The 19,027-nt window shown below is 68.6% G+C and carries 22 protein-coding genes; 11 read left to right on the top strand and 11 right to left on the bottom strand.

All coding sequences use genetic code 11. The features are described 5' to 3' along the window. Nucleotides 1–279: 279 nt before the first annotated feature. Nucleotides 280–1,683, top strand: coding sequence for a class II fumarate hydratase (locus tag ACIHAX_RS17095; protein WP_364429105.1), 1,404 nt, complete (start codon nucleotides 280–282; stop codon nucleotides 1,681–1,683). A 79-nt stretch (nucleotides 1,684–1,762) separates the two neighbouring features. Here ACIHAX_RS17095 and ACIHAX_RS17100 read toward each other — a convergent pair whose 3' ends face one another. The 4 genes from ACIHAX_RS17100 to ACIHAX_RS17115 all read right to left on the bottom strand — a co-directional run bounded on the left by ACIHAX_RS17100 (nucleotide 1,763) and on the right by ACIHAX_RS17115 (nucleotide 5,512). Beyond that, on the bottom strand, nucleotides 1,763–2,620 hold the full coding sequence (locus ACIHAX_RS17100; protein WP_355078608.1) for an acyl-ACP desaturase: 858 nt from the start codon (nucleotides 2,618–2,620) through the stop codon (nucleotides 1,763–1,765). A gap of 100 nt (nucleotides 2,621–2,720) precedes the next feature. Then, the gene (locus ACIHAX_RS17105; RefSeq protein ID WP_397278431.1) at nucleotides 2,721–3,302 is read right to left on the bottom strand and encodes an LGFP repeat-containing protein; all 582 of its coding nucleotides are present in this window, start codon (nucleotides 3,300–3,302) and stop codon (nucleotides 2,721–2,723) included. Between the two features lie 189 nt (nucleotides 3,303–3,491). Then, nucleotides 3,492–4,877, bottom strand: a complete 1,386-nt coding sequence (locus ACIHAX_RS17110) for a PhoH family protein (protein WP_355078606.1) — start codon at nucleotides 4,875–4,877, stop codon at nucleotides 3,492–3,494. A gap of 266 nt (nucleotides 4,878–5,143) precedes the next feature. Next, nucleotides 5,144–5,512 carry a DUF488 family protein gene (locus ACIHAX_RS17115; protein ID WP_355078605.1) on the bottom strand — a complete coding sequence of 123 codons (369 nt, stop codon included), beginning with the start codon at nucleotides 5,510–5,512 and terminating at the stop codon, nucleotides 5,144–5,146. Nucleotides 5,513–5,598: 86 nt separating this feature from the next. Between ACIHAX_RS17115 and ACIHAX_RS17120 the strand changes: the two genes are divergently transcribed. Beyond that, nucleotides 5,599–5,871, top strand: coding sequence for a hypothetical protein (locus ACIHAX_RS17120; RefSeq protein WP_039800723.1), 273 nt, complete (start codon nucleotides 5,599–5,601; stop codon nucleotides 5,869–5,871). Nucleotides 5,872–5,878: 7 nt separating this feature from the next. On the opposite strand, the gene ACIHAX_RS17125 is transcribed toward ACIHAX_RS17120, so the two are convergent. Next, the gene (locus ACIHAX_RS17125) at nucleotides 5,879–6,301 is read right to left on the bottom strand and encodes a limonene-1,2-epoxide hydrolase family protein (protein ID WP_364429096.1); all 423 of its coding nucleotides are present in this window, start codon (nucleotides 6,299–6,301) and stop codon (nucleotides 5,879–5,881) included. A 23-nt stretch (nucleotides 6,302–6,324) separates the two neighbouring features. Next, a complete protein-coding gene (locus tag ACIHAX_RS17130; RefSeq protein WP_355078603.1) occupies nucleotides 6,325–7,041 on the bottom strand; it encodes a TetR/AcrR family transcriptional regulator in 717 nt (238 codons plus the stop codon). A 113-nt stretch (nucleotides 7,042–7,154) separates the two neighbouring features. On the opposite strand from ACIHAX_RS17130, the gene ACIHAX_RS17135 reads away from it, so the two are divergent. The 5 genes from ACIHAX_RS17135 to ACIHAX_RS17155 all read left to right on the top strand — a co-directional run bounded on the left by ACIHAX_RS17135 (nucleotide 7,155) and on the right by ACIHAX_RS17155 (nucleotide 11,467). After that, a complete protein-coding gene (locus tag ACIHAX_RS17135) occupies nucleotides 7,155–8,351 on the top strand; it encodes an FAD-dependent monooxygenase (RefSeq protein ID WP_364429092.1) in 1,197 nt (398 codons plus the stop codon). Between the two features lie 199 nt (nucleotides 8,352–8,550). Continuing rightward, complete coding sequence (locus tag ACIHAX_RS17140; protein ID WP_364429089.1) at nucleotides 8,551–8,937, top strand: hypothetical protein; 387 nt, start codon at nucleotides 8,551–8,553, stop codon at nucleotides 8,935–8,937. Further along, on the top strand, nucleotides 8,934–9,512 hold the full coding sequence (locus ACIHAX_RS17145; RefSeq protein ID WP_397278434.1) for a DUF3558 domain-containing protein: 579 nt from the start codon (nucleotides 8,934–8,936) through the stop codon (nucleotides 9,510–9,512). Before ACIHAX_RS17140 ends, ACIHAX_RS17145 begins: the two co-directional genes overlap by 4 nt. 18 nt (nucleotides 9,513–9,530) lie before the next feature. Then, nucleotides 9,531–10,730 (top strand): hypothetical protein, encoded by a 1,200-nt coding sequence (locus ACIHAX_RS17150; RefSeq protein WP_397278436.1) that lies wholly within the window; start codon nucleotides 9,531–9,533, stop codon nucleotides 10,728–10,730. Next, entirely contained in the window at nucleotides 10,727–11,467 is a 741-nt protein-coding gene (locus tag ACIHAX_RS17155; RefSeq protein ID WP_397278438.1) for an ESX secretion-associated protein EspG, read from the top strand. Before ACIHAX_RS17150 ends, ACIHAX_RS17155 begins: the two co-directional genes overlap by 4 nt. A gap of 7 nt (nucleotides 11,468–11,474) precedes the next feature. Here ACIHAX_RS17155 and ACIHAX_RS17160 read toward each other — a convergent pair whose 3' ends face one another. Then, nucleotides 11,475–12,059 carry a TetR/AcrR family transcriptional regulator gene (locus ACIHAX_RS17160; protein WP_356966761.1) on the bottom strand — a complete coding sequence of 195 codons (585 nt, stop codon included), beginning with the start codon at nucleotides 12,057–12,059 and terminating at the stop codon, nucleotides 11,475–11,477. A gap of 69 nt (nucleotides 12,060–12,128) precedes the next feature. Here ACIHAX_RS17160 and ACIHAX_RS17165 point away from each other — a divergent pair, with 69 nt between their 5' ends. Next, the gene (locus tag ACIHAX_RS17165; RefSeq protein WP_397278440.1) at nucleotides 12,129–12,881 is read left to right on the top strand and encodes an MBL fold metallo-hydrolase; all 753 of its coding nucleotides are present in this window, start codon (nucleotides 12,129–12,131) and stop codon (nucleotides 12,879–12,881) included. A 12-nt stretch (nucleotides 12,882–12,893) separates the two neighbouring features. Here ACIHAX_RS17165 and glyA read toward each other — a convergent pair whose 3' ends face one another. Next, a complete protein-coding gene (gene glyA / locus ACIHAX_RS17170; RefSeq protein WP_355078595.1) occupies nucleotides 12,894–14,189 on the bottom strand; it encodes a serine hydroxymethyltransferase in 1,296 nt (431 codons plus the stop codon). Between the two features lie 115 nt (nucleotides 14,190–14,304). Beyond that, nucleotides 14,305–14,883 carry a TetR/AcrR family transcriptional regulator gene (locus ACIHAX_RS17175; RefSeq protein WP_364429078.1) on the bottom strand — a complete coding sequence of 193 codons (579 nt, stop codon included), beginning with the start codon at nucleotides 14,881–14,883 and terminating at the stop codon, nucleotides 14,305–14,307. A 93-nt stretch (nucleotides 14,884–14,976) separates the two neighbouring features. Here ACIHAX_RS17175 and ACIHAX_RS17180 point away from each other — a divergent pair, with 93 nt between their 5' ends. Beyond that, nucleotides 14,977–15,438: a PaaI family thioesterase gene (locus tag ACIHAX_RS17180; RefSeq protein WP_397278442.1), complete on the top strand. Its 462-nt coding sequence runs from the start codon at nucleotides 14,977–14,979 to the stop codon at nucleotides 15,436–15,438. An 11-nt stretch (nucleotides 15,439–15,449) separates the two neighbouring features. Continuing rightward, nucleotides 15,450–15,899: a nitroreductase family deazaflavin-dependent oxidoreductase gene (locus ACIHAX_RS17185; RefSeq protein WP_397278443.1), complete on the top strand. Its 450-nt coding sequence runs from the start codon at nucleotides 15,450–15,452 to the stop codon at nucleotides 15,897–15,899. 159 nt (nucleotides 15,900–16,058) lie between these two features. Here ACIHAX_RS17185 and ACIHAX_RS17190 read toward each other — a convergent pair whose 3' ends face one another. Continuing rightward, nucleotides 16,059–17,258 carry a DUF885 domain-containing protein gene (locus ACIHAX_RS17190; RefSeq protein WP_364429071.1) on the bottom strand — a complete coding sequence of 400 codons (1,200 nt, stop codon included), beginning with the start codon at nucleotides 17,256–17,258 and terminating at the stop codon, nucleotides 16,059–16,061. Nucleotides 17,259–17,439: 181 nt separating this feature from the next. On the opposite strand from ACIHAX_RS17190, the gene coaA reads away from it, so the two are divergent. Next, nucleotides 17,440–18,372, top strand: coding sequence for a type I pantothenate kinase (gene coaA / locus ACIHAX_RS17195; RefSeq protein ID WP_364429068.1), 933 nt, complete (start codon nucleotides 17,440–17,442; stop codon nucleotides 18,370–18,372). Nucleotides 18,373–18,378: 6 nt separating this feature from the next. On the opposite strand, the gene ACIHAX_RS17200 is transcribed toward coaA, so the two are convergent. Next, nucleotides 18,379–18,969 carry a hypothetical protein gene (locus ACIHAX_RS17200; RefSeq protein ID WP_397278444.1) on the bottom strand — a complete coding sequence of 197 codons (591 nt, stop codon included), beginning with the start codon at nucleotides 18,967–18,969 and terminating at the stop codon, nucleotides 18,379–18,381. Nucleotides 18,970–19,027: the final 58 nt, after the last annotated feature.

Raw genomic sequence — 19,027 nt, forward strand, 5'->3', positions numbered from 1 at the left:
CAAAAAACACACCCCACCGTGGTTGTTTTGGCCCGCCGGGGGGGGGGGGGGGGCCGCGCCCGCGGGGGGGGGGGGGCGGCGGGCCCCCCCCCCCCCCCGGGCCCCGCGCCCGCCGGCCGCCCCCCCCCCCCCCCCCCCCCCCCCCCCGCCCCCCCCACGGCGCATGCTCGGGCGCCTGAGCCAACGGTTCGTATTCCCGAGCGAAGGCCTGCCGAGGTGTGCGAATGACCTCAGGCGTGGCTGCCCCACGGGCCGCTGCCGCGGCATAGGGTCGGGATCATGAGCGAGGAGACGCAGTACCGCATCGAGCACGACACCATGGGCGAGGTCCGGGTTCCGGTGGACGCTTTGTGGCGGGCGCAGACCCAGCGGGCCGTGGAGAACTTCCCGATCAGCGGACGCGGCTTGGAGCGGGCACAGATTCGCGCGCTCGGCTTGCTGAAGGCCGCGTGTGCCACGGTCAACCGCGATTTGGGGCTGCTCGATCCCGTGAAGGCCGATGCCATCATCGCCGCGGCGAACGAGATCGCGCGTGGCGAACACGACGATCAGTTCCCGATCGACGTCTTCCAAACCGGTTCCGGCACCAGCTCGAACATGAACGCCAACGAGGTGATCGCCTCGCTCGCCAAGGCGAAGGGCGTCACCGTCCACCCGAACGACGACGTGAACATGTCCCAGTCGTCCAACGACACCTTCCCTACCGCAACGCATCTCGCCGCCACCGAAGCGGTCATCACCGATCTGGTTCCCGCGCTGGAGCATCTGCGGCTGGCGTTGCTGGACAAGTCCACGGAATGGCGCACCGTGGTGAAGTCCGGCCGCACGCACCTGATGGACGCCGTCCCGGTGACCCTCGGCCAGGAGTTCGGCGGCTACACCCGGCAGGTCGCCGCGGGCATCGACCGCATCATGGCCACGCTCCCGCGGCTCGGCGAGCTGCCCATCGGCGGCACGGCGGTCGGCACCGGGCTGAACGCGCCCGAGGGTTTCGGCGCGAAGGTCGTCACGGAACTCGTGCGCGCCACCGACATCGATGCGCTGCGCGAGGCCGAGGACCACTTCGAGGCGCAGGCCGCGCGCGACGGTCTGGTCGAGGCGTCCGGCGCGCTCCGCACGATCGCGGTGAGCCTGACCAAGATCGCCAACGATATTCGCTGGATGGGCTCTGGTCCGCTCACCGGCCTGGCCGAGATCCAGCTGCCGGATCTGCAACCGGGCAGCTCGATCATGCCCGGCAAAGTGAACCCGGTGCTGCCCGAGGCGGTGACCCAGGTGGGCGCGCAGGTGATCGGCAACGATGCCGCGGTGGCGTTCGCGGGCGCGAACGGCGCATTCGAGCTGAACGTGTACATCCCGGTGATGGCGCGCAACCTGCTGGAGTCGATCCGCCTGCTGGCCAACGTCTCCCGGCTGTTCGCCGACAAGTGCGTGCGCGGCCTGGTCGCCAATGTCGAGCACCTGCGCACGCTCGCCGAGTCGTCGCCTTCGATCGTGACGCCCCTGAACTCGGCGATCGGCTACGAGGAGGCGGCGGCGGTCGCGAAGGAAGCGCTGCGGGAGAAGAAGACCATCCGCCAGACGGTCATCGACCGCGGCCTGCTGGACGAGAAGCTGACCGAGGAGGAACTCGACCGCCGCCTCGACGTGCTCGCCATGGCGAAGGTGAAGGAGCAGGACTGACCCGCGCCGAAACGAACGCCACCTCGGTAGCCGGAAGGCTGTCGAGGTGGCGTTCGTGCGCTGCCCCCGGGGATGCGGATCAGTCGCGCAAGTGCGCGAGCTCCTCGCGCGCCTGCTCCCCTTCCGGACCGAAATCGGTGCGGGTGAAGATGTTCCACCGCTTCAGCAGCGGGGCGAACACCAACTCACCCTCCTTGGCGCGGTCGTAGATGCCCGCCTCGGCGAGCACCACATCGCTGTCGCGGCCGTCCGGCAACGTCACCGTCGGGACCTCGAAGCCCGCGACCCGGTCGGCGATGGCCCGCACGGTCTGGTCCGGCGCCAGATCGAGCGCGGCGGAGACCAGGTCGGCGAAGAACACCGACTGCAGTTCGTCGTCCAGCGCGATGCGCTCGGCGATGGCGGTGACCAGGGGGTTCTCCTCGAGCGCCGCGATGTTGCGGTGCCGGATCGCGCTGGCGGCCTCTTCGAACGCGCAGGTCGCCAGCACGTCGAGCAAGTGCATCGCCGGGCGGCGGAAGCCCTTGGTCATGTGCTCCATGCGCAGCCGCTCCAGTTCTACCGGATCGACGGACCTGGTCACCATGAGGTAGTTGCGGATGGTGATCTCGTGGCGGTTCTCCTCGGCCGTCCAGCGGCCGACCCAGCGCCACCACGCGCCGGTGCGCAGGTACTTGCCGATCTCGCGGTGATACGAGGGCAGGTTGTCGGCGATCAGCACCGAAACGGTCAACGCCAGCTTGGCGGTTTCGCCGAGCTCGGACTGCTCCGCCGCCCAGTCGGTACCGCCGAGGAAGGCGAAGTTGCGCCCGTCGTCCCACGGCACGAAATCGTGCGGCTGCCACCCATCGGCGGCGTCCACGTGCTTACGCAGCAGCAGTTCTACGTCCACCGCGAGCGATTCGAGCAATTCGCGATCGGTCAGGAGAGTTTGCACCGAGATAACCTAGCGGCTTGGCCCGCGGAGCGGGGCGGATGGATGGGATTCACAGGCAACCGAGACCACACCGCGATCCCGGACGCCGAGTATCTGGTTCCTACTTCGGCGTGACCGTGATAGTACCGTTCACCCAGGTGATGGTGCCGCCGGTGAAGTCGCTCTGCTTGCCGCCGGGGATGTCCTTCTCGTCGCTGATCGGGTAGCCGAGCTGTCCCTGCGCGCCGCCGTTGTCTTCCCAGGCCTTGCGGATCTCACCCCAGACGACGTGCGCTTCGCCCTCCTTGGGTTCGTAGATCGTGCCGCCCGCGAAGTCCTGGTAGTGCCCCTCGTCGGGTGCGTCCTCTTCGGCCTGCAGCGGTGCGCCGAGCGGACCGGTCGGGCCGCCGAGCTGCACATACTTGTCGTAGATGGCGCCGGAGACGGCGATCTCCCCCGCCGGGGTCGCGATCTTGGTCGTCGCCTCGGCCGCGCCCGTGGTCGTCGGGCCGGCGCCGGTGTGCGTGGTCATCCCGGCGGTGGTGGTGGGGCTCGCGATCGAGGTGACCATACCGGTCATGCTGGCCATACCGGTCTTGGCGCCGTTGTCTTTGTTGTCGTCGCCGCCGCAGCCGGCCAGGACCAGCCCTGCCGCGGCGAGTACTGCGGTGAATCCAGCCGTTCGTCGAGCGAAGTGGTGCATGTCCATCCTCTCGCTGTGGGCTGCCGGCGCACCACGGATTCCGTGACGACGCCGCGCATAGCCTCGGCCGTTGGTCAGACGATGACCCGGTGACCGACGAGCGGCCACCGGGTCATATCGAACTGCTATCGCGGCCGATGATACCCACCGGACATGCGGTGAAACACGCCGTCGAACGGCGTCGCGGGATCAGGCGTTGGGGCCGTACTCCTCCAGCATCTCGGTGACCAGCGCCGCGATCGGCGAGCGCTCGCTACGGGTCAGCGTGATGTGCGCGAAGAGCGGATGGCCCTTGAGTTTCTCGACCACCGCCGCGACCCCGTCGTGCCTGCCGACGCGCAAGTTGTCGCGCTGGGCCACGTCGTGGGTGAGCACCACCCGCGAGCCGGTTCCCAGACGGCTGAGCACCGTGAGCAGCACATTCCGCTCCAACGACTGGGCTTCGTCCACGATCACGAAGGAGTCGTGCAGCGACCGCCCGCGAATGTGGGTCAGCGGCAACACCTCCAGCATGTCGCGGCTGAGCACCTCCTCCATCACCTCGCGGCTGGCCAGCCCGTCGAGCGTGTCGAAGACCGCTTGCGCCCAGGGGCCCATCTTCTCGCTCTCGGTGCCGGGCAGATAGCCCAGGTCCTGGCCGCCCACCGCGTACAGCGGGCGGAAGACCACCACCTTGCGCTGCGTGCGCCGTTCCAGCACCGCCTCCAGGCCCGCCGTCAACGCCAGCGCCGACTTGCCGGTCCCGGCCCGGCCACCGAGCGAGACGATGCCGACGCTCTCGTCCAGCAGCAGGTCGAGTGCGATGCGCTGCTCGGCGGAACGCCCGTGCAGCCCGAACGCCTCGCGCTCGCGGACCAATTGCACCCGCTTGTCCGGCGTGATCCGGCCCAGCGCACTCGAGCTGACGCCGAGCAGCCGGACGCCGGTGTGGCAGGGCAGTTCTCGCGCTTCGTCGAGATCGATCACCGACTCGGCGTAGAGCTGATCGATGCGCGCCGTGCTGACGTCGAGCTCGACCATGCCGGACCAGCCCGAGGTCACCACGTCCTGCGCGTGGTACTCGTCGGCGTGCAAGCCCACCGCACTGGCCTTGACCCGCAGCGGAATGTCCTTGGACACCAACACCACTTCGCGGCCCTCGGCCGCGAGATTGAGCGCACAGGCCAGGATCCGCGAGTCGTTGGTGTCGGTGCGGAAGCCGACCGGAAGGACCGCGGGATCGGTGTGGTTCAGTTCCACCTGCAACGTTCCGCCCTCGGTGCCGATCGGCACCTGCTGATCCAGCCTGCCGTGTTGCAGGCGCAGATCGTCCAGATTGCGCAAAGCTTCTCGCGCGAACCAGCCCAGCTCGTGGTGGTGCCGTTTGGCTTCGAGTTCACTGATGACCACCAGGGGTAACACCACGTCGTGTTCGCCGAACCGCGTGAAGGAACCGGGATCCGACAGCAGGACGGAGGTGTCGATGACGAAGGTTTTGCCGGGTAATTGCGAGGGGCGGGCCCCCTTCGCGGCGGCTCCGCCTTTCGCGGAGCGGGAGTTCGCCGAGGGAGCGGAAACGGAGCGTGCAGCAGTCACGGTGGGCTCCTCTGTGTTCATGCGGCAGTCGCACGAACGATCTCGCTGGACCGGTCCGTCCTGATGGACCCGACGTTGCCGTCAGATGCCACGAGGGCCGGGCTCCGGCCCCCTCGTACTGAGTAGCTCAGTCACGGTCAGGACCTCCCGTACGAGCCACACCGCCGCGGCCCGCACACCCGACGCTACCTCCGATTCCGGTGTCCGCGCTCGGGGACTGCGAGGCGTGTCCGTGAACATGTCGTAAACCCGCACGTCGCGAGGGTTCAGCGCAGCACGTCGAGCAACACCGGAACATGGCTGTGCGCCGGATCCTGTACGGCCGTGAGCAATGTCACCGGAGCTTCGGCTGCCAGGGCACGCAAATCCCGCAAATCTTGCTGAACCTCCGGCGCGGCGAGTTCGGCACGGTAGCGGCGGGCGAATTCCGGGCCGCGCGCGTCCCGGTCGGCGTGGAACCAGCGCCGCAATTCGGTGGTCGGGGTGAGCGCTTTGGGCCAGCGATCGACCCGCGCTTGCGCTTTGGTGATGCCCCTCGGCCAGAGCCGGTCGACCAGCACCCGGGTGCCGTCGTCGGGGTCGGGATCGTCGTAGACGCGCTTGATCCGGAAGCCGGGCCGGGGTTGCGGTGTCATAGCGGTTATCGCAGCACGACGTCCGGGCCGGGACGGGATTCGCCACGCGGTCGCTGTCGCCCGATTCGGCGGATAGAGTCGCTGGTATGTCCGGTAACGAGGATTTGGAGAAGCTGTCGTCGAAGGAGCTGCACGACCGGGCGATGAAGCTCGCCGTGCGGCGGGGGGATGTGAAGTTCCTGTGGCGGCTGCTCACGTCGATCCCGGCCGCGGAGGCCGCCGCGGGCAATGTCGGCGAAAGCGAGGCGGACATCAAGTACGTGCTGCCCATGCTCGACGACTACGTCCACGCCGGTGACGGCGCGGTGGCCGAGGTGCTGCGACCGGTCTATCTGGACTACCTGGCCCAGCACTCCTGAGACCAGGTCAGCGGCGGGTGAGCGCCGCGCGCCAGAGGCCGACAGCCGTGCCGCGCAGGAAGTTCGCCCAACCGAAGTGGTCGTGCCACAAGATGATTCGGCCGTCGCGTAGCCGGAAGGTGCCGGTCACCCAGAACCCGACGCGCACCGGACCGAAGCGCAGGTAGTCGGTGCGGTCGGTGAGCACGACGTCGCCGTCGGCGGCGATGTGGTGCATGTCCACTCCGAAGCCGAGCCAGTCGCGGCGCAGGCCGCGCAGCACGCCGCCGACCCGGCGGATGCCCTTCACATCGGGCAGCGAGGTGTTCTTCCAGACGATGTCGGGGTGCAACAGGTCGATCGCCTCCTCCGAGGCGCCCATTTCCAGCGCGGCGAAGAACTCCCGCACCGTGGTGGTCGAGTCCTGTTTCAGGTCGGGTTCGTCGGTCATGGTCCGAGCGTAGGCCGCTGCGGTCACCCGCGGCGCGCGATGAGCACGGCCAGTCCGTCGAGGATGCGCTCGATGCCGAACTTCAGCGCGCCGTCCCCGCCCGCGGCCGCGCCGCCCTCCGCGAACGCGGCGACCGCGGCCGGATATCGATCGGCCGCGGCGGCCACCATTTCGGCGAACTGAGCCGCTATCTGCTTCTCGAATTCGTCGGCGTCCGCCAGTCGCACCTGCTGCGCCAGGCTGCGGGCATGCCCGGTCAGCAGGACGATCGTGTCCAGCCGTTCGGCGGCGGTGAGCCCGGTCCCGGCGAGCGCGCCGAGCGCGGACTCCATCCATGCGACTTCATTCGGGCCGACCGGCCGCAAACCGACCGACACCTCCATCGACCAGGGGTGGGCGCTGAAGCGCGCGTAGATCGTCTCGCACCACACGCGCAGCAGGTCGCGCCAGTCGTTCTCCGACGCCTCCTCGCCCGCGCTCAGTTCCGGCGGCGCGCCCAGCGCCGTGTCCAGCATCAGTGCGACGAGTTCGGCCTTGCCCGGCACGTAGCGGTACAGCGACATCTTGGTGAAGCCGAGGCGCTCGGCCAGCCGCTGCATGGACAGGTTCGCCAGCCCTTCGGCGTCGGCCAGCGCGACGGCCTCCGCGACGATCCGCTCCAGCGACAGCGCGGGCTTCGGTCCGCGCTTGGGCCGCTGACCGGTACCCCAGAGCAGTTCCAGTGTGGTCGGTGTCGGCATGCCCGAAATCCTTCCGGAGAACGTCTTGACGTGAAACTGTGTCTACCATACGCTAATCAGCGTCCATCGGATACAGTTTCCATCGGACGCAGATTTGAGACGAGGAGAACTCCATGCGCAACACCACCGTGCTCATCTCCGGCGCGAGCGTCGCCGGACCCGCGCTGGCCTACTGGCTGCACCGCTACGGCTTCGCGGTCACCGTCGTCGAGCGCGCTCCGGCGTTGCGCCCCGGCGGTCAGGCGATCGACTTCAAGGGCAGCACCCACCGCACCGTGCTGGAACGGATGGGCGTGCTGGACGACATCGAGCAGCGCAAGACGGGCACGACCGACACCGTCTTCGTGGACGAGCGGGGCGCCGAGCTGGCGCTGATGTCGGGTGATTTCACCGGCGGCGATGTGGAGATCCTGCGCGGCGACCTTGCCGAGATCTTCTACCGGCGCACCGCCGACCGTTGCGAATACCTGTTCGGCGATTCGGTCACCGCGCTCACCGAGACCTCGGCCGGCGTGCACGTCGAGTTCGAGCACGCGGCCGCCCGCACCTTCGATCTGGTCTTCGGCGCCGACGGCATCCACTCCCGGGTCCGCAGGTTGGCGTTCGGTCCCGAGCGGGACTTCGTGAAGCACCTGGGCTACTACTACGCCGTCGCGGGCGCCAGCCCGTGGAGCGGCAAGACCACCGGACCGCGCGAGCGGGTGGTCGCCCGCGGCCACAACGCTCCCGGCCGACTCGCGGTCAGCGGCGGACCGAAGGCGCAGCAGATGTACATGTTCGCCGCGCCCGAGCTCGACTACGCCCGCGACGACATCGCCGCTCAGCAGCGCATCCTCGCCGAGACCTTCGCCGGAGTCGGGTGGGAGGTGCCGCGAATGCTCGCCGAACTCACCCAATTCGGCGACTTCTACATGGACTCGATCAGCCAGGTCCAGATGCCCGACGGTTACACCAAAGGACGTGTCGCGCTGGTCGGCGACTCCGGGTACGGGAACACCCTCGGCGGCTTCGGCACCGGGCTCGCCGTGGTCGGCGCGTACGTCATCGCGGGGGAACTGGCCTTGGCGGGCGGCGACCACACTGTCGCCTTCGCTCGCTACGACGAGCACATGAAGCGCTACGCGAAGATCGCGGGCAACAGCAACGCGGGTCGCTTCCTGGCCCCGAAGACCGCGCGGGGCATCAAGATGCGCAACTGGTTCCTCGGTTCCCGGATGTTCGCGCTGATGGCGAAATTCGGCGACAACGCCGCCAACGACATCGATCTGCGGGACTACCCCGCGCTGGTCGCCGCGGCGAACGCGCGCTGACCGCTCGTCAGCGGCCTTGACAGCGATCGGCCCCGCCGCACCCGCCGGGGCCCGGCACAACATCCCAGTTGGGAACCGTCGCGCGGCCGACGACGAGCGGCGCGACGGGGCGACCAGAGGATTCGGCTGTGTTTCGATGGAACCGGAGCGAGACGGGTTGCGTCTATAAGGTCAGACGGCACTGACGGAAGGGGCGGCAATGGCGGACAGCCCGTTTCCCGGGTACATCGAAGCTGCGAAAACCGGGGCGTTGCGGGTGCGGATGGACCCGCAAGCCTTCGTGGACATCGACCGGGCCTGCCAGGAGTTGATCGACACGCTCGTCGCGGCACAAACCGACGCGCGCGAGCTCGGTGAGCGGCAGCGCTGGGGGCTGGGCGAAGACAATCCGAAGCTGACCTCCGCCCTCGAACTGGTGCGGCTGTTCCGCGAAAAGGCCTTCGGTGGCCCGAACAACGCCTTCGACACCCTCACCGAGTACATCTCCGTGGCGCAAGAGATCAAATCCATGTTCGAAGCCATCCGCGACGGCTACGTTCGGACCGATACGGAATTCGCGGCGGCACTGCGGGAGCTCAGCGTATGAAGGCCGGAACAGCCTTTCGAGCAATCGGATTCGTCGCGGGAGCGGCGAGCTCGGTCCTGCTCTCCGGATGCGGCGGGACGACATCGAACGATCCGGCCACATCGGCCACCGGCGCGACCGAGTCCCGTTCGAGCGCATCACCACAGACGAACGCACAGCCCGCGTTCGATCCCTGCACCGCACTCACACCCCATTTGCTCGCGGAGCGCCAGTGGGACTCGAGACCCCCGGAACCCAAACAGGACAGCCAGGGCGGCGTCACTTGGAGGGGGTGCCGGTATGTCGCACGGGCCGGGTACGGATTCGTCGTCGAGACCACCAACGGCACCATCGAACAGGTACGCAGCAAATACCCTGCTGCCGTGGATATCTCGGCGGGCAATCGGAAAGCCGTCCGCTACGAAGCCCGTCCGGACGTACCGGGCGGCTGCACGATCAACGTCGAAATGAGATCCGGCTCGCTCTACATCCTGACGAATGTGCCGCAGACGTCGGCGAACAAGCACCTCGTCGCCTGCGATATCGCCACCGATATCGCCAGAGCAGTCGCACCGCTGCTGCCCGCGGGCAGCTGAACACCGGGGGAAGCGATCATGAGACAGACCGACGGACGCGCGATCACCGATCCGGAGAACGCGCAGAGTTTCTCGCACGCGGAGATCAAACAGGCTGCCGAGGCGATGAATCCGGCCGCGCTCGACGGTGCGTTCGCCGCGTGGTCGGCCATCGCCGCTGCGGTGACGAACGCGGGCCAGCGCTTCGAGGACGCGATCAAGAACGCGGTGGAACAGCACTGGGAGGGGGCGGCGGCCGACAGCGCGGTCCGCGGCGTGCGAGATTACGCGGCGCGGGTGGGCGAACTCGGCGACGCACTCGGCGCGCAGAGTCTGCCGCTGTCGGCGGCGGCGGACGCCGCGGCGAAGTTCAAGCTGTCGGTGCCGGATGTGCTGGACACCTCGAATGGCACGGCCGATCCGGCACAGCGCAATTCGCGGGAGGAGCAGGCCCGCGACGAGATGAACACCCAGTACATCCAGCCGTACGGGGCCACCGCTCCGGCTATCCCGACGCTCCCGCCCCCGGTCGCTCCGGCCGCCGCGGCGCCGATCGGTGCCGAAACCGGCACGGGCGTGGAGACGAGCGCGGACGTCGGCTCGCAGGCCGTGGCGGGCGCCCGGTCCACGGACAACTCCCCATCCGGCAGCTCGCCTTCGGCCGCGGACACCGCCTCCCCCGCCGGTTCGGCGGACGACGGCGAGCAGGCGAACCAAGCGCAGCCGGAAGCCGAGAACACACCGCAAACCGTCACGTCTCAGGCGGTTTCCCAGAGCCAGGACGCCACGCCGACCACTCCGGCATCCACCGCCGCGAGGACGCCGACGTCCACTTCGGCCACATCGGTCGCGCCCTTCTCCTCGCCGCCGCCGCAAACGACGCCCACCACCGTCGTCCCGACCTCGTTCAACGGCAGACCGAACGGCACGCCGAGCAAGCCGGCCACCCCGGGCACGACCGGAACCCCGAACGCCTCGGACAACCAAGCGCGCCCGGGCACCTCTCGGCCCGCCCAGCCCACCGTCCCCGCCGCGGCGAACGGGCAACCCGCCGCACCGGGGCGCCCGGGAGCGACGGGCGCTTCGGGGTACCCGGGCATGATGCCGCCGGGGATGCGCGGCAGGCGCACGGACGACGACGAGCACAAGTCGCCGAAGTACCTGCGCACCGAGGAGCACGCGAAAGAGTTGCTCGGCGAGGTGAAACCGACGGTGCCGCCGGTACTCGGTGAGCAATGACGGCGCAGTGGTCACTGTCGGCCGAGCAGTTCGCCGCGGCGTGGTTCGCAACGGGCTTGGACCGCATGCCGTTTCCGTTCCGGTTCACCAGCCGCTTCCCCGGACTCAACGAGTACCAGGCGTATCAGCAGCAGTTCCGCGCCGAGCTCGGGCGAGACGAACGGCTGCCACTGCGCAGCGCGATCAGCACGCTGGCCGTTCCGGACTGGCGTATCGAGCTGTTCGGCTACGACAACACGCGTGCGGGCGTCGAACTGCGCGCCGTCGCCTGCGGCACCCGTTCCGGCTCCGGCGTGCTCGCCGTGCAGTCGCCCGCGCCGGACGGCGGCCGAGTCCGGTTGCGCCGCTGCCGGGTCGATCAGCTCGCCACCGAAGTGGTGCGCTTGCTCCCGGACGCCACGGCGGGAACGGTGGGTGAGAAGAGCTTCCTGCTCGACGATCTCAACGACGAGCGCCCCGATGTGTTCGGCAACACGCCCGCCAGCCAGGCGAAAGAGCGTTACCGGCGCTTCTGGCGGCAGTCGTGCGCCACCCGCGGCACCGCCGTCGTGCTGCTCGGGCCGCGCAACGCCGAACCGCTGCGCACCGGCCGCCTCCGCTGGATCGACACGCCCGACGGCCGCTACTGCGAAGTGCCCGCGAACCGCGCCCTGATGATCCGGCCGGGTACCAGCGCCGATATCGCCCGGTACCTGGACGAGGCCATCGTGCGGGCGAAGGCGCGCATGGACAGGTAGTACCGGATCACCGCGCCGCGAGGTGGGCGGTGACGAGGGTGTCGAGCAGCACGTCGAGATCCGGCCACGGAAAGCTCGGGCGATCCTGGCGCAGCATCACCAGACCGTGCAGGGCCGCCCACAGGCAAGCCGCGGTAGCGGTGGGATCGGCGCTGCCGGTGGCCGCCACCGCATCCACCAGGTGACGAAAAACCGGCAGGCCGGGCAATTGAGCATCGGTCGGTTCCCAGCCCGGGGTGCCCGCGGTCGCGAACAACACGCGGTAATGGCCGGGATGGTGCAAGCCGTATGCGCAGTAGGCCCGGCAGATCTCGCGCAGCCGAGTGGCAGCATCGCCGTCCGGCAGGGCCGTCAGCACGGCGCCGAACTCGGCGAAGCGAGCCTCATAAACCGCGGTCAGCAGTTCCCGTCGATCCGCGAAGTGCAGGTAAATGCTCTGCGGCGCGATGCCCACCGCGCGCGCGACGGCGCGCATCGACAGCGACTCCTGACCGTCCAGCGTCTCCAGTAGACCACTCGCGGCCTCGATCAAGTCCTCGCGCAGTTTGCTTCCCGCACCGCGGGGGTTTCGATTCCTCTTCGGTGGCGGCACCTTGACAGATTAACAAGACGGGTGTCCACTAACAACTGTCAGCAGACACCCGTCTAGTCAGGAAATTCGATGTCGGTCAGTGTGACTCGCGTAGTGCATGCCAGCGTTCTGCTCGATTTCGGGGGAGCGAGAATTCTCACCGACCCGTGGCTGTCCGAGCGGCCCTTCTATCGGCAGGGTGAGCCGCGCAGCATTGCCACCGCCGCGGACCTGCCCGAACTGTCGGGCATCGTGATCAGCCACGGCCACTACGATCACTGCGATCTCGGCACACTGGCGGCCTACCCCGACAAGTCCGTCCCGTTCGCGGTCGTCCGCGGCCTCGCATCCCGGGTCCGTGCCGCCGGATTCCGCAATGTCGTCGAGTTGGATCCGTGGGAGCAGACCCACCTCGGCCCGATCGAGGTCACCGCGGCGCCCGCACGTCACGGCGTACCGGAGATCACCTTCGTCCTGCGCGCCGACGGCACGAGCGTCTTCTTCGGCGGCGACACTTTGCGCATCGCCGAATTGGACGAGGTGGCCGTGCGCTATCCGGAACTCGACCTGGCGCTGCTACCGGTCAACGGTTTGCGCATCCGCCCCGCGTTCAACCGGCAGGTCGTCATGGACGCCGCGCAGGCCGCCGAACTCACCCGAGCCCTGCGCCCGCGCCTTGCCGTTCCCATCCACTACGCGTTCACCAGCGGCCCGATCGGCGACCGCGTGATGACGAAGGCCCAGCGCGACCCCGGGCTCTACGTCGACGCATCCGCCGCTATCGCGCCGGACACGTCCGTCCACGTCCTCGCCCCCGGACAACCGTTGATCGTGTCGTCCTGAGCGCTCGGCGATTCAGCCCAGCAGGCGCCAGTCCTCCAGACCGTCGTACAGCGGGACGTCCTTGGCCAGCTTGCTCACCCGGGCGCGCAACGCGTCCAGGTCGGCGCCACCGGCCAGCGCGCTCGCGATGATGTCGGCGACCTCGGCGAACTCGGTGTCGCCGAAGCCGCGGGTGGCCAGCGCGGCGGTGCCGATGCGCAGGCCGGAGGTGACCATCGGGGGACGCGGGTCGAACGGAACGGCGTTGCGGTTCACCGTGATACCGATCTCGTGCAGCAGGTCCTCGCCCTGCTGGCCGTCGAGTTCGGAATTGCGCAGGTCGACCAGCACCAAGTGCACGTCGGTGCCGCCGGTGAGCACGCTGATGCCCTTGCCCTTGACGTCGGCGGCGGTGAGCCGCTCGGCCAGGAGTTTCGCGCCGGACAGGGTGCGCTCCTGGCGATCCTTGAACTCCGCGCCCGCGGCGATCTTGAACGCGACGGCCTTGGCGGCGATGGCGTGCATGAGCGGGCCGCCCTGCTGGCCCGGGAACACCGAGCTGTTCAGCTTCTTGGCGTACTCCTGCTTGGCCAGGATCAGGCCGGAGCGGGGACCGCCGAGGGTCTTGTGCACGGTCGAGGACACCACGTCGGCGTAGGGCACCGGCGAGGGGTGCAGACCGGCGGCGACCAGACCGGCGAAGTGCGCCATGTCCACCCAGAGGTAGGCGCCGACCTCGTCCGCGATCGAGCGGAACGCCGCGAAGTCCTGGTGGCGCGGGTAGGCCGACCAGCCCGCCACGATCACCTTCGGACGCGCCTGCAAGGCGATGTCGCGCACCTCGTCCATGTCGACGCGGTGGTCTTCCTTGCTCACTCCGTACGAGTGCACCTCGTAGAGCTTGCCGGAGAAGTTCAAGCGCATGCCGTGGGTGAGGTGACCGCCGTGCGCGAGATCGAGACCGAGCAGCTTGTCGCCCGGGTCCATCAGCGACATCAGCACCGCGGCGTTCGCCTGCGCACCGGAATGCGGCTGCACGTTGGCGAACTCGGCGCCGAACAGCGCCTTGGCACGGTCGCGCGCCAAGGTCTCCACCACGTCGACGTGCTCGCAGCCGCCGTAGTAGCGCCGCCCCGGGTAGCCCTCGGCGTACTTGTTGGTCAGCACGCTGCCCTGCGCCTGCAGCACCGCTCGCGGCACGAAGTTCTCCGAGGCGATCATCTCGAGCGTGTCGCGTTCGCGGGCGAGCTCGCCTGCCATCGCGGCAGCGAGCTCCGGATCGAGCTCACCGAGAGACTGGGAATTGACAGAGGCGGTCGTCTGCGTCACGTGCCTCAGTCTATGGGCCGTCGGCGTTGTCCTCGAGCAGGGGGTTCACCCCTCTCGGTCGGCACAGGCTCGGCACGCGGTCCGCCGGACCACACTCGATCCGGTGGACAGGCGCTCAGCGGGACGCGCCGCCCTCCGGCAAGTAGTTCTCCAACAGCACCGCGAGATGCCGCTGGGCGTCTTCCAGCGGCCGGGTGGACTTCATCGCCCGCGACTGGACGATGGCTCCCTCCAGCGCGCTGAACACGAAACTGCCGAAGGAGCGCGCCTCTTCGGCGGACATACCCGCATCGGCGAGCGCCGAGCCGAGCCGCTCGTGCCAGTCGGCGAACACTTCGCCCGCCGCGGCCTGCACTCGCGGCTCGGACTCGGCCAGCGCCGCCCCGAGGATCGGGCACCCGGCGCGGTATCCGGTCCGCTCCAGTGTGGTGACCCACCAGCCGAGCAACGAATCGAACCAGCCCGGAGGCGGCGCGGCGGTGATCTTCTCGACCACTCCGGCGATCCGGGCTCCCGCGACCCGGGTGGCGGCCTCGACCAACTCACCTTTGCCTGCGGGAAAGTGCTGGTAGAGCGAGTTGCGCGAGGCCTTGCCGCGTTCGAGTAAGGCGGCCAGTCCGGCGGCGTGCACGCCCTGCTCGCGAACGAGTTCGATGGCGCTTTCGATCAGCCTGGTGCGCGGCCCTGCGGTCATGCGAGTTCCTTGCTCACTGTTGCGTGAACCGATCGGTCCATGCTGCAATCATGTCAGATGTGGACCGATCGGTTCATCGAAAGGATGCGATTCATGTCCGAAACCACCGTCGACCCGACTCAGCTGTCCGGTCTGGAACTCCTGCGTGTCGCGATGACCAGAACGGATCGCCCGCCGTTCATCGGTGACCTGCTCGGCATGGAGGTCGATGAGCTCGAGCACGGCAAGGTGGTCTTCGCGCTGCGCACCCGGCCCGATTTCGCCAACCCGCTCGGCACCACACACGGCGGCATCTGCGCCACCCTGCTCGACTCGGTGATGGGCTGCGCGGTGCACACCACCCTGGAGCCAGGCGTCGGCTACACGACGCTGGAACTGAAGATCAACTACGTCCGGGCCGTGCCCACCGACGGACAGCGGCTCACCGCCACCGGCACCACGATCCACCTCGGGCGCACCACCGCGACCGCCGAGGGACGCGTGGTCGACGAGCAGGGCCGCCTGGTCGCGCACGCCACCACCACCTGCGCCATTTTCCGCCCACATCGATCCTGAGGAGAACTGTCATGGCGGGACGAACACCGAGCGCCGCGGTACGCAAATTCCGGCGCGAACGCCTCATCGGCCGCTACCTGGTGAACCCGGCCGTCGGCCTGCTCGACCGGCTCGGCATCCGGTCGTCGCTGATCGCCGAACTGGAGACGGTCGGCGCGAGATCCGGTCAGCCCCGGCGGGTGCCGGTCACCGCGTCGATCGACGAGACCGGCGCGTGGCTGATCTCGCAGCACGGTTATCGGTCCGGCTGGGCCCGCAACATCGCCGCCGACCCGCACATCAGGCTGCGGCAGGGCACAGAGTGGCGCACCGGAACGGCCTCCTTCGTGCCCGAGGACGATGTGGTGGCTCGCTCGCGCACCTTCGCCAAGGGCCGCGTCTCGGCCGCCGTCGCCGAGCGAACGATGAAAGCGCTGGAGAGCGATCCGATCTCGGTGCGCATCACCTTCGCCGGAGCTTGACCGCGCACCGGAAATCCGCGACCGCTCGACAGACGCGGCGGCCGTGCGCGGACGATCGCGCCGAGGCCGCGACGTACGGCCGGGCCACCGATTCGGTTCCGTGGTGAGAGTTCGCAGCATCTCCACGGGCGGACAGGGCTGCGCGGCGATCCGGTAGCCTCACGCCGCCGCGCGTACCGCCCCGGGAGTGAGTGGCTCGTCGAGCAGCCTGCGGAAACGGTCGGCCCGGTCCTCGGCGTCGGCCGCGCGATCGAGCCAGCCGCCCAGCAACCGGTATCCCTCGACGTAGGTGGAGATGTAGGCCCGCCACAGCGGCGAGGACAGGAAGCGCAGCGACTGGCGCGCCCGCTCCGGCGTCGTCAGGCTCCAGGTCTGCAAGAACTCCGCCACCTCGTCGTGCGACCGGCCCCGGTCGTGCAGCAGCAGCGCGGCGTCCTGGCGCACGCTCAGCAGGTCTGCCGAGGCGTTCGAAAGGCGTTCGGCACGTTCGCCATCGAAGCGCAGCCCGAGATCGGCGTAGATCTCCTGCGCCCACTTGCCCCAGCCAGGGCCGACGATCGAACGCAACGCCAGATCGGCGAGCCCCTCGGCCATCAGGCACTGCGGCGTGTTCACCAGGAACAGCGTCTGCTCGGCCTGACCGGCGGCGACCAGCCCGGCTTCCTTGCGGCAGTGCTCGGTGTGGTGCCCCGGGTAGGACTCGTGCGCGATCAGCTGCGGCAGGTGCGCCATGTGCTGCTTCAGGTCGGAGTTGATCGCGACCCGGGAGTGGTAGTTGCCCAGGTAGTAGTTGAACCCGGACCAGGGCTTGTCGCCGACCACCTCGTAGGTGACGTGCTCGTGGTCGGGTAGCGGGTAGCGGGCGCGAACCAGCTCGCGCAACGCGCTGGAGAACGCCTCGACGCACACCGCCAACCGCTCCGGCGGGATCTCGTCGGCCTTGCGATGGGCGGCCACCCGCTCGGCCAGCGGACCGTCCCCGGCGAGCACCTCGTCCATCCGCCGGTGCGCGTCGCGGTAGTCGTCCACGTCACCGGGCGCGATGTCGACGTCGAAGTAGGCGCGCACCTCCTCGATGAAGCCGATGTCATCGCCCGCGAATTTCCGTCCGGAGCACTCCAGCGCGCGCAGGTGCACGTCGAGGAACTCGGCGCGCTCGGGCGCGAATCCGGCCTCCGGCACCGCGGCGCGCAACTCGGCGGCACGGCGAGCCAGCTCGCGCGGCTGCGGTGCGGGCGCGTTCCGCACCTCGCGGCGCAGCGCCGGATCACCGGTGTAGGCGTCGACGAATCCTTCCTCCAGCCGGTCGAAGGCGAGGCCGAGCCGCAGGTATTCGGTCACGAGCGGATGCGCTTCCATGCCAGCCGACATTAGCGGCTCACACCTGTGTCATCGAGTCGGTTACCAGCCGGTAGTGGTACCCCGCTCGGCCCACGATGCTGACGCAGAGCAGAATTCGCCTATGCGGCGACAGCTAGACCGAATCTCACCGGATCCGCACGGTAACCGTGCGTGTTTGCTGAAACGGAGTGTCGGGTAAATGGCACGAATGAGCGAGCCGAGTCCCTACGTGGAATTCGACCGGAAACAGTGGCGGACCCTGCGTAAATCGACTCCCCTGGTGCTCACCGAGGAAGAACTGGTCGGCCTGCGCGGTCTCGGGGAACAGATCGATCTCGAAGAAGTCGCGGAGGTGTATCTCCCGCTCGCTCGCCTCATCCACCTGCAGGTGGCCGCTCGTCAGCGACTGTTCGCCGCGACCGCGACATTTCTCGGCGAAACCCATCCCGACCAGCAGGTACCGTTCGTGATCGGCGTCGCGGGCAGCGTCGCGGTCGGCAAGTCCACCACCGCGCGCGTACTGCAAGCGCTGCTGGCGCGCTGGGATCACCACCCGCGGGTCGACCTGGTCACCACCGACGGATTTCTCTATCCCACCGCGGAACTCACCCGGCGCGGCCTCATGCACCGCAAGGGTTTCCCGGAGAGTTACGACCGCCGCAGCCTGCTGCGATTCGTCACCGAGGTGAAATCCGGTGCGGCCGAAGTCTGCGCCCCGGTGTATTCGCACATCTCCTACGACATCGTGCCGAGCAAGCTGCACTGCGTGCGCCAACCCGACATTCTGATCGTGGAGGGGTTGAACGTGCTGCAGACCGGTCCGCGCCTGATGGTGTCGGACTTGTTCGACTTCTCGATCTACGTCGACGCGCGTATCGAAGACATCGAGAAGTGGTACGTGCGACGGTTTCTCACCTTGCGCAAGACCGCATTCGCCGACCCGAACGCGCATTTCCACCACTACTCCGGATTCACCGACGAGCAGGCGACCGCCGCCGCGCAGGAGATCTGGAACAACACCAACCGGCCGAATCTGGTGGAGAACATTCTGCCCACCCGCCCGCGCGCGACCCTGGTGCTGCGCAAGGACGCCGACCACAGCATCAATCGGCTGCGGCTACGGAAATTGTGATTCCGATTACAATTTCCACGCATCGTCGAGTCGCTGCGCGACATCGATATCGCGGACCGCGGCGATGTGCGGCTTACGGATCTCCGCGGAGATATAGCGGGCGACGAAACGCCTGATCTCGTGATCGACGCCGGCGAGGACGCGCAGCAGTTGCCCGCGCCGCGTGGCGGCGGCGACATCGATGTGCACGTCGGCAGGCCGCGGCTCCGCGATATCGATCACCACCCGCAGGGGCGCCGCCGTGCGTACCGTCAGGTGCAGGTGCACGGTGCCCTGTACGTGGAACCGGTGCCGGTCGACCGCCAGGTGCAGCAGCAGGTCGACCTCCAGCGGGATTATCAATTCGAACGCGATGGTCTCGTCGTCGCGACGGCTCAGCCTGGACGACCCGAGCCTGACCTGGGCGGTCACCTTGGCGAGTCGGCCGGGACCGACCCCGATGGGGCCGAAATCGAATGCGCTGCCGGTCAGCTGGTCGAACGCGCCCGCGATGCGCGCTTCGGAGGCGGCGTACTCCAGGAAGCGTCTACCGAAGTCCGCATAGCTGATCGAGTCGTCCGGTTCGCCCAGCGCGGGCCGGCGGTCGAGCGAGCTCATGAGACCGGACGGTACGCGAGAAGAACGATACCGGAGCGGGATTCAGCGCACCGACATC

Source organism: Nocardia sp. NPDC051929 (assembly GCF_044548645.1).
GTDB lineage: Bacteria > Actinomycetota > Actinomycetes > Mycobacteriales > Mycobacteriaceae > Nocardia > Nocardia sichangensis.

Excerpts from the sequence above, each read along its gene's own strand:
- ACIHAX_RS17095 (WP_364429105.1), top strand. The coding sequence starts at position 280 with ATGAGCGAGGAGACGCAGTACCGCATCGAGCACGACACCATGGGCGAG.
- ACIHAX_RS17105 (WP_397278431.1), bottom strand. The coding sequence starts at position 3,302 with ATGCACCACTTCGCTCGACGAACGGCTGGATTCACCGCAGTACTCGCC.
- ACIHAX_RS17115 (WP_355078605.1), bottom strand. The coding sequence starts at position 5,512 with ATGACACCGCAACCCCGGCCCGGCTTCCGGATCAAGCGCGTCTACGAC.
- ACIHAX_RS17120 (WP_039800723.1), top strand. The coding sequence starts at position 5,599 with ATGTCCGGTAACGAGGATTTGGAGAAGCTGTCGTCGAAGGAGCTGCAC.
- ACIHAX_RS17125 (WP_364429096.1), bottom strand. The coding sequence starts at position 6,301 with ATGACCGACGAACCCGACCTGAAACAGGACTCGACCACCACGGTGCGG.
- ACIHAX_RS17130 (WP_355078603.1), bottom strand. The coding sequence starts at position 7,041 with ATGCCGACACCGACCACACTGGAACTGCTCTGGGGTACCGGTCAGCGG.
- ACIHAX_RS17135 (WP_364429092.1), top strand. The coding sequence starts at position 7,155 with ATGCGCAACACCACCGTGCTCATCTCCGGCGCGAGCGTCGCCGGACCC.
- ACIHAX_RS17140 (WP_364429089.1), top strand. The coding sequence starts at position 8,551 with ATGGCGGACAGCCCGTTTCCCGGGTACATCGAAGCTGCGAAAACCGGG.
- ACIHAX_RS17145 (WP_397278434.1), top strand. The coding sequence starts at position 8,934 with ATGAAGGCCGGAACAGCCTTTCGAGCAATCGGATTCGTCGCGGGAGCG.
- ACIHAX_RS17150 (WP_397278436.1), top strand. The coding sequence starts at position 9,531 with ATGAGACAGACCGACGGACGCGCGATCACCGATCCGGAGAACGCGCAG.
- ACIHAX_RS17155 (WP_397278438.1), top strand. The coding sequence starts at position 10,727 with ATGACGGCGCAGTGGTCACTGTCGGCCGAGCAGTTCGCCGCGGCGTGG.
- ACIHAX_RS17165 (WP_397278440.1), top strand. The coding sequence starts at position 12,129 with ATGTCGGTCAGTGTGACTCGCGTAGTGCATGCCAGCGTTCTGCTCGAT.
- ACIHAX_RS17175 (WP_364429078.1), bottom strand. The coding sequence starts at position 14,883 with ATGACCGCAGGGCCGCGCACCAGGCTGATCGAAAGCGCCATCGAACTC.
- ACIHAX_RS17180 (WP_397278442.1), top strand. The coding sequence starts at position 14,977 with ATGTCCGAAACCACCGTCGACCCGACTCAGCTGTCCGGTCTGGAACTC.
- ACIHAX_RS17185 (WP_397278443.1), top strand. The coding sequence starts at position 15,450 with ATGGCGGGACGAACACCGAGCGCCGCGGTACGCAAATTCCGGCGCGAA.
- ACIHAX_RS17190 (WP_364429071.1), bottom strand. The coding sequence starts at position 17,258 with ATGGAAGCGCATCCGCTCGTGACCGAATACCTGCGGCTCGGCCTCGCC.
- coaA (WP_364429068.1), top strand. The coding sequence starts at position 17,440 with ATGGCACGAATGAGCGAGCCGAGTCCCTACGTGGAATTCGACCGGAAA.
- ACIHAX_RS17200 (WP_397278444.1), bottom strand. The coding sequence starts at position 18,969 with ATGAGCTCGCTCGACCGCCGGCCCGCGCTGGGCGAACCGGACGACTCG.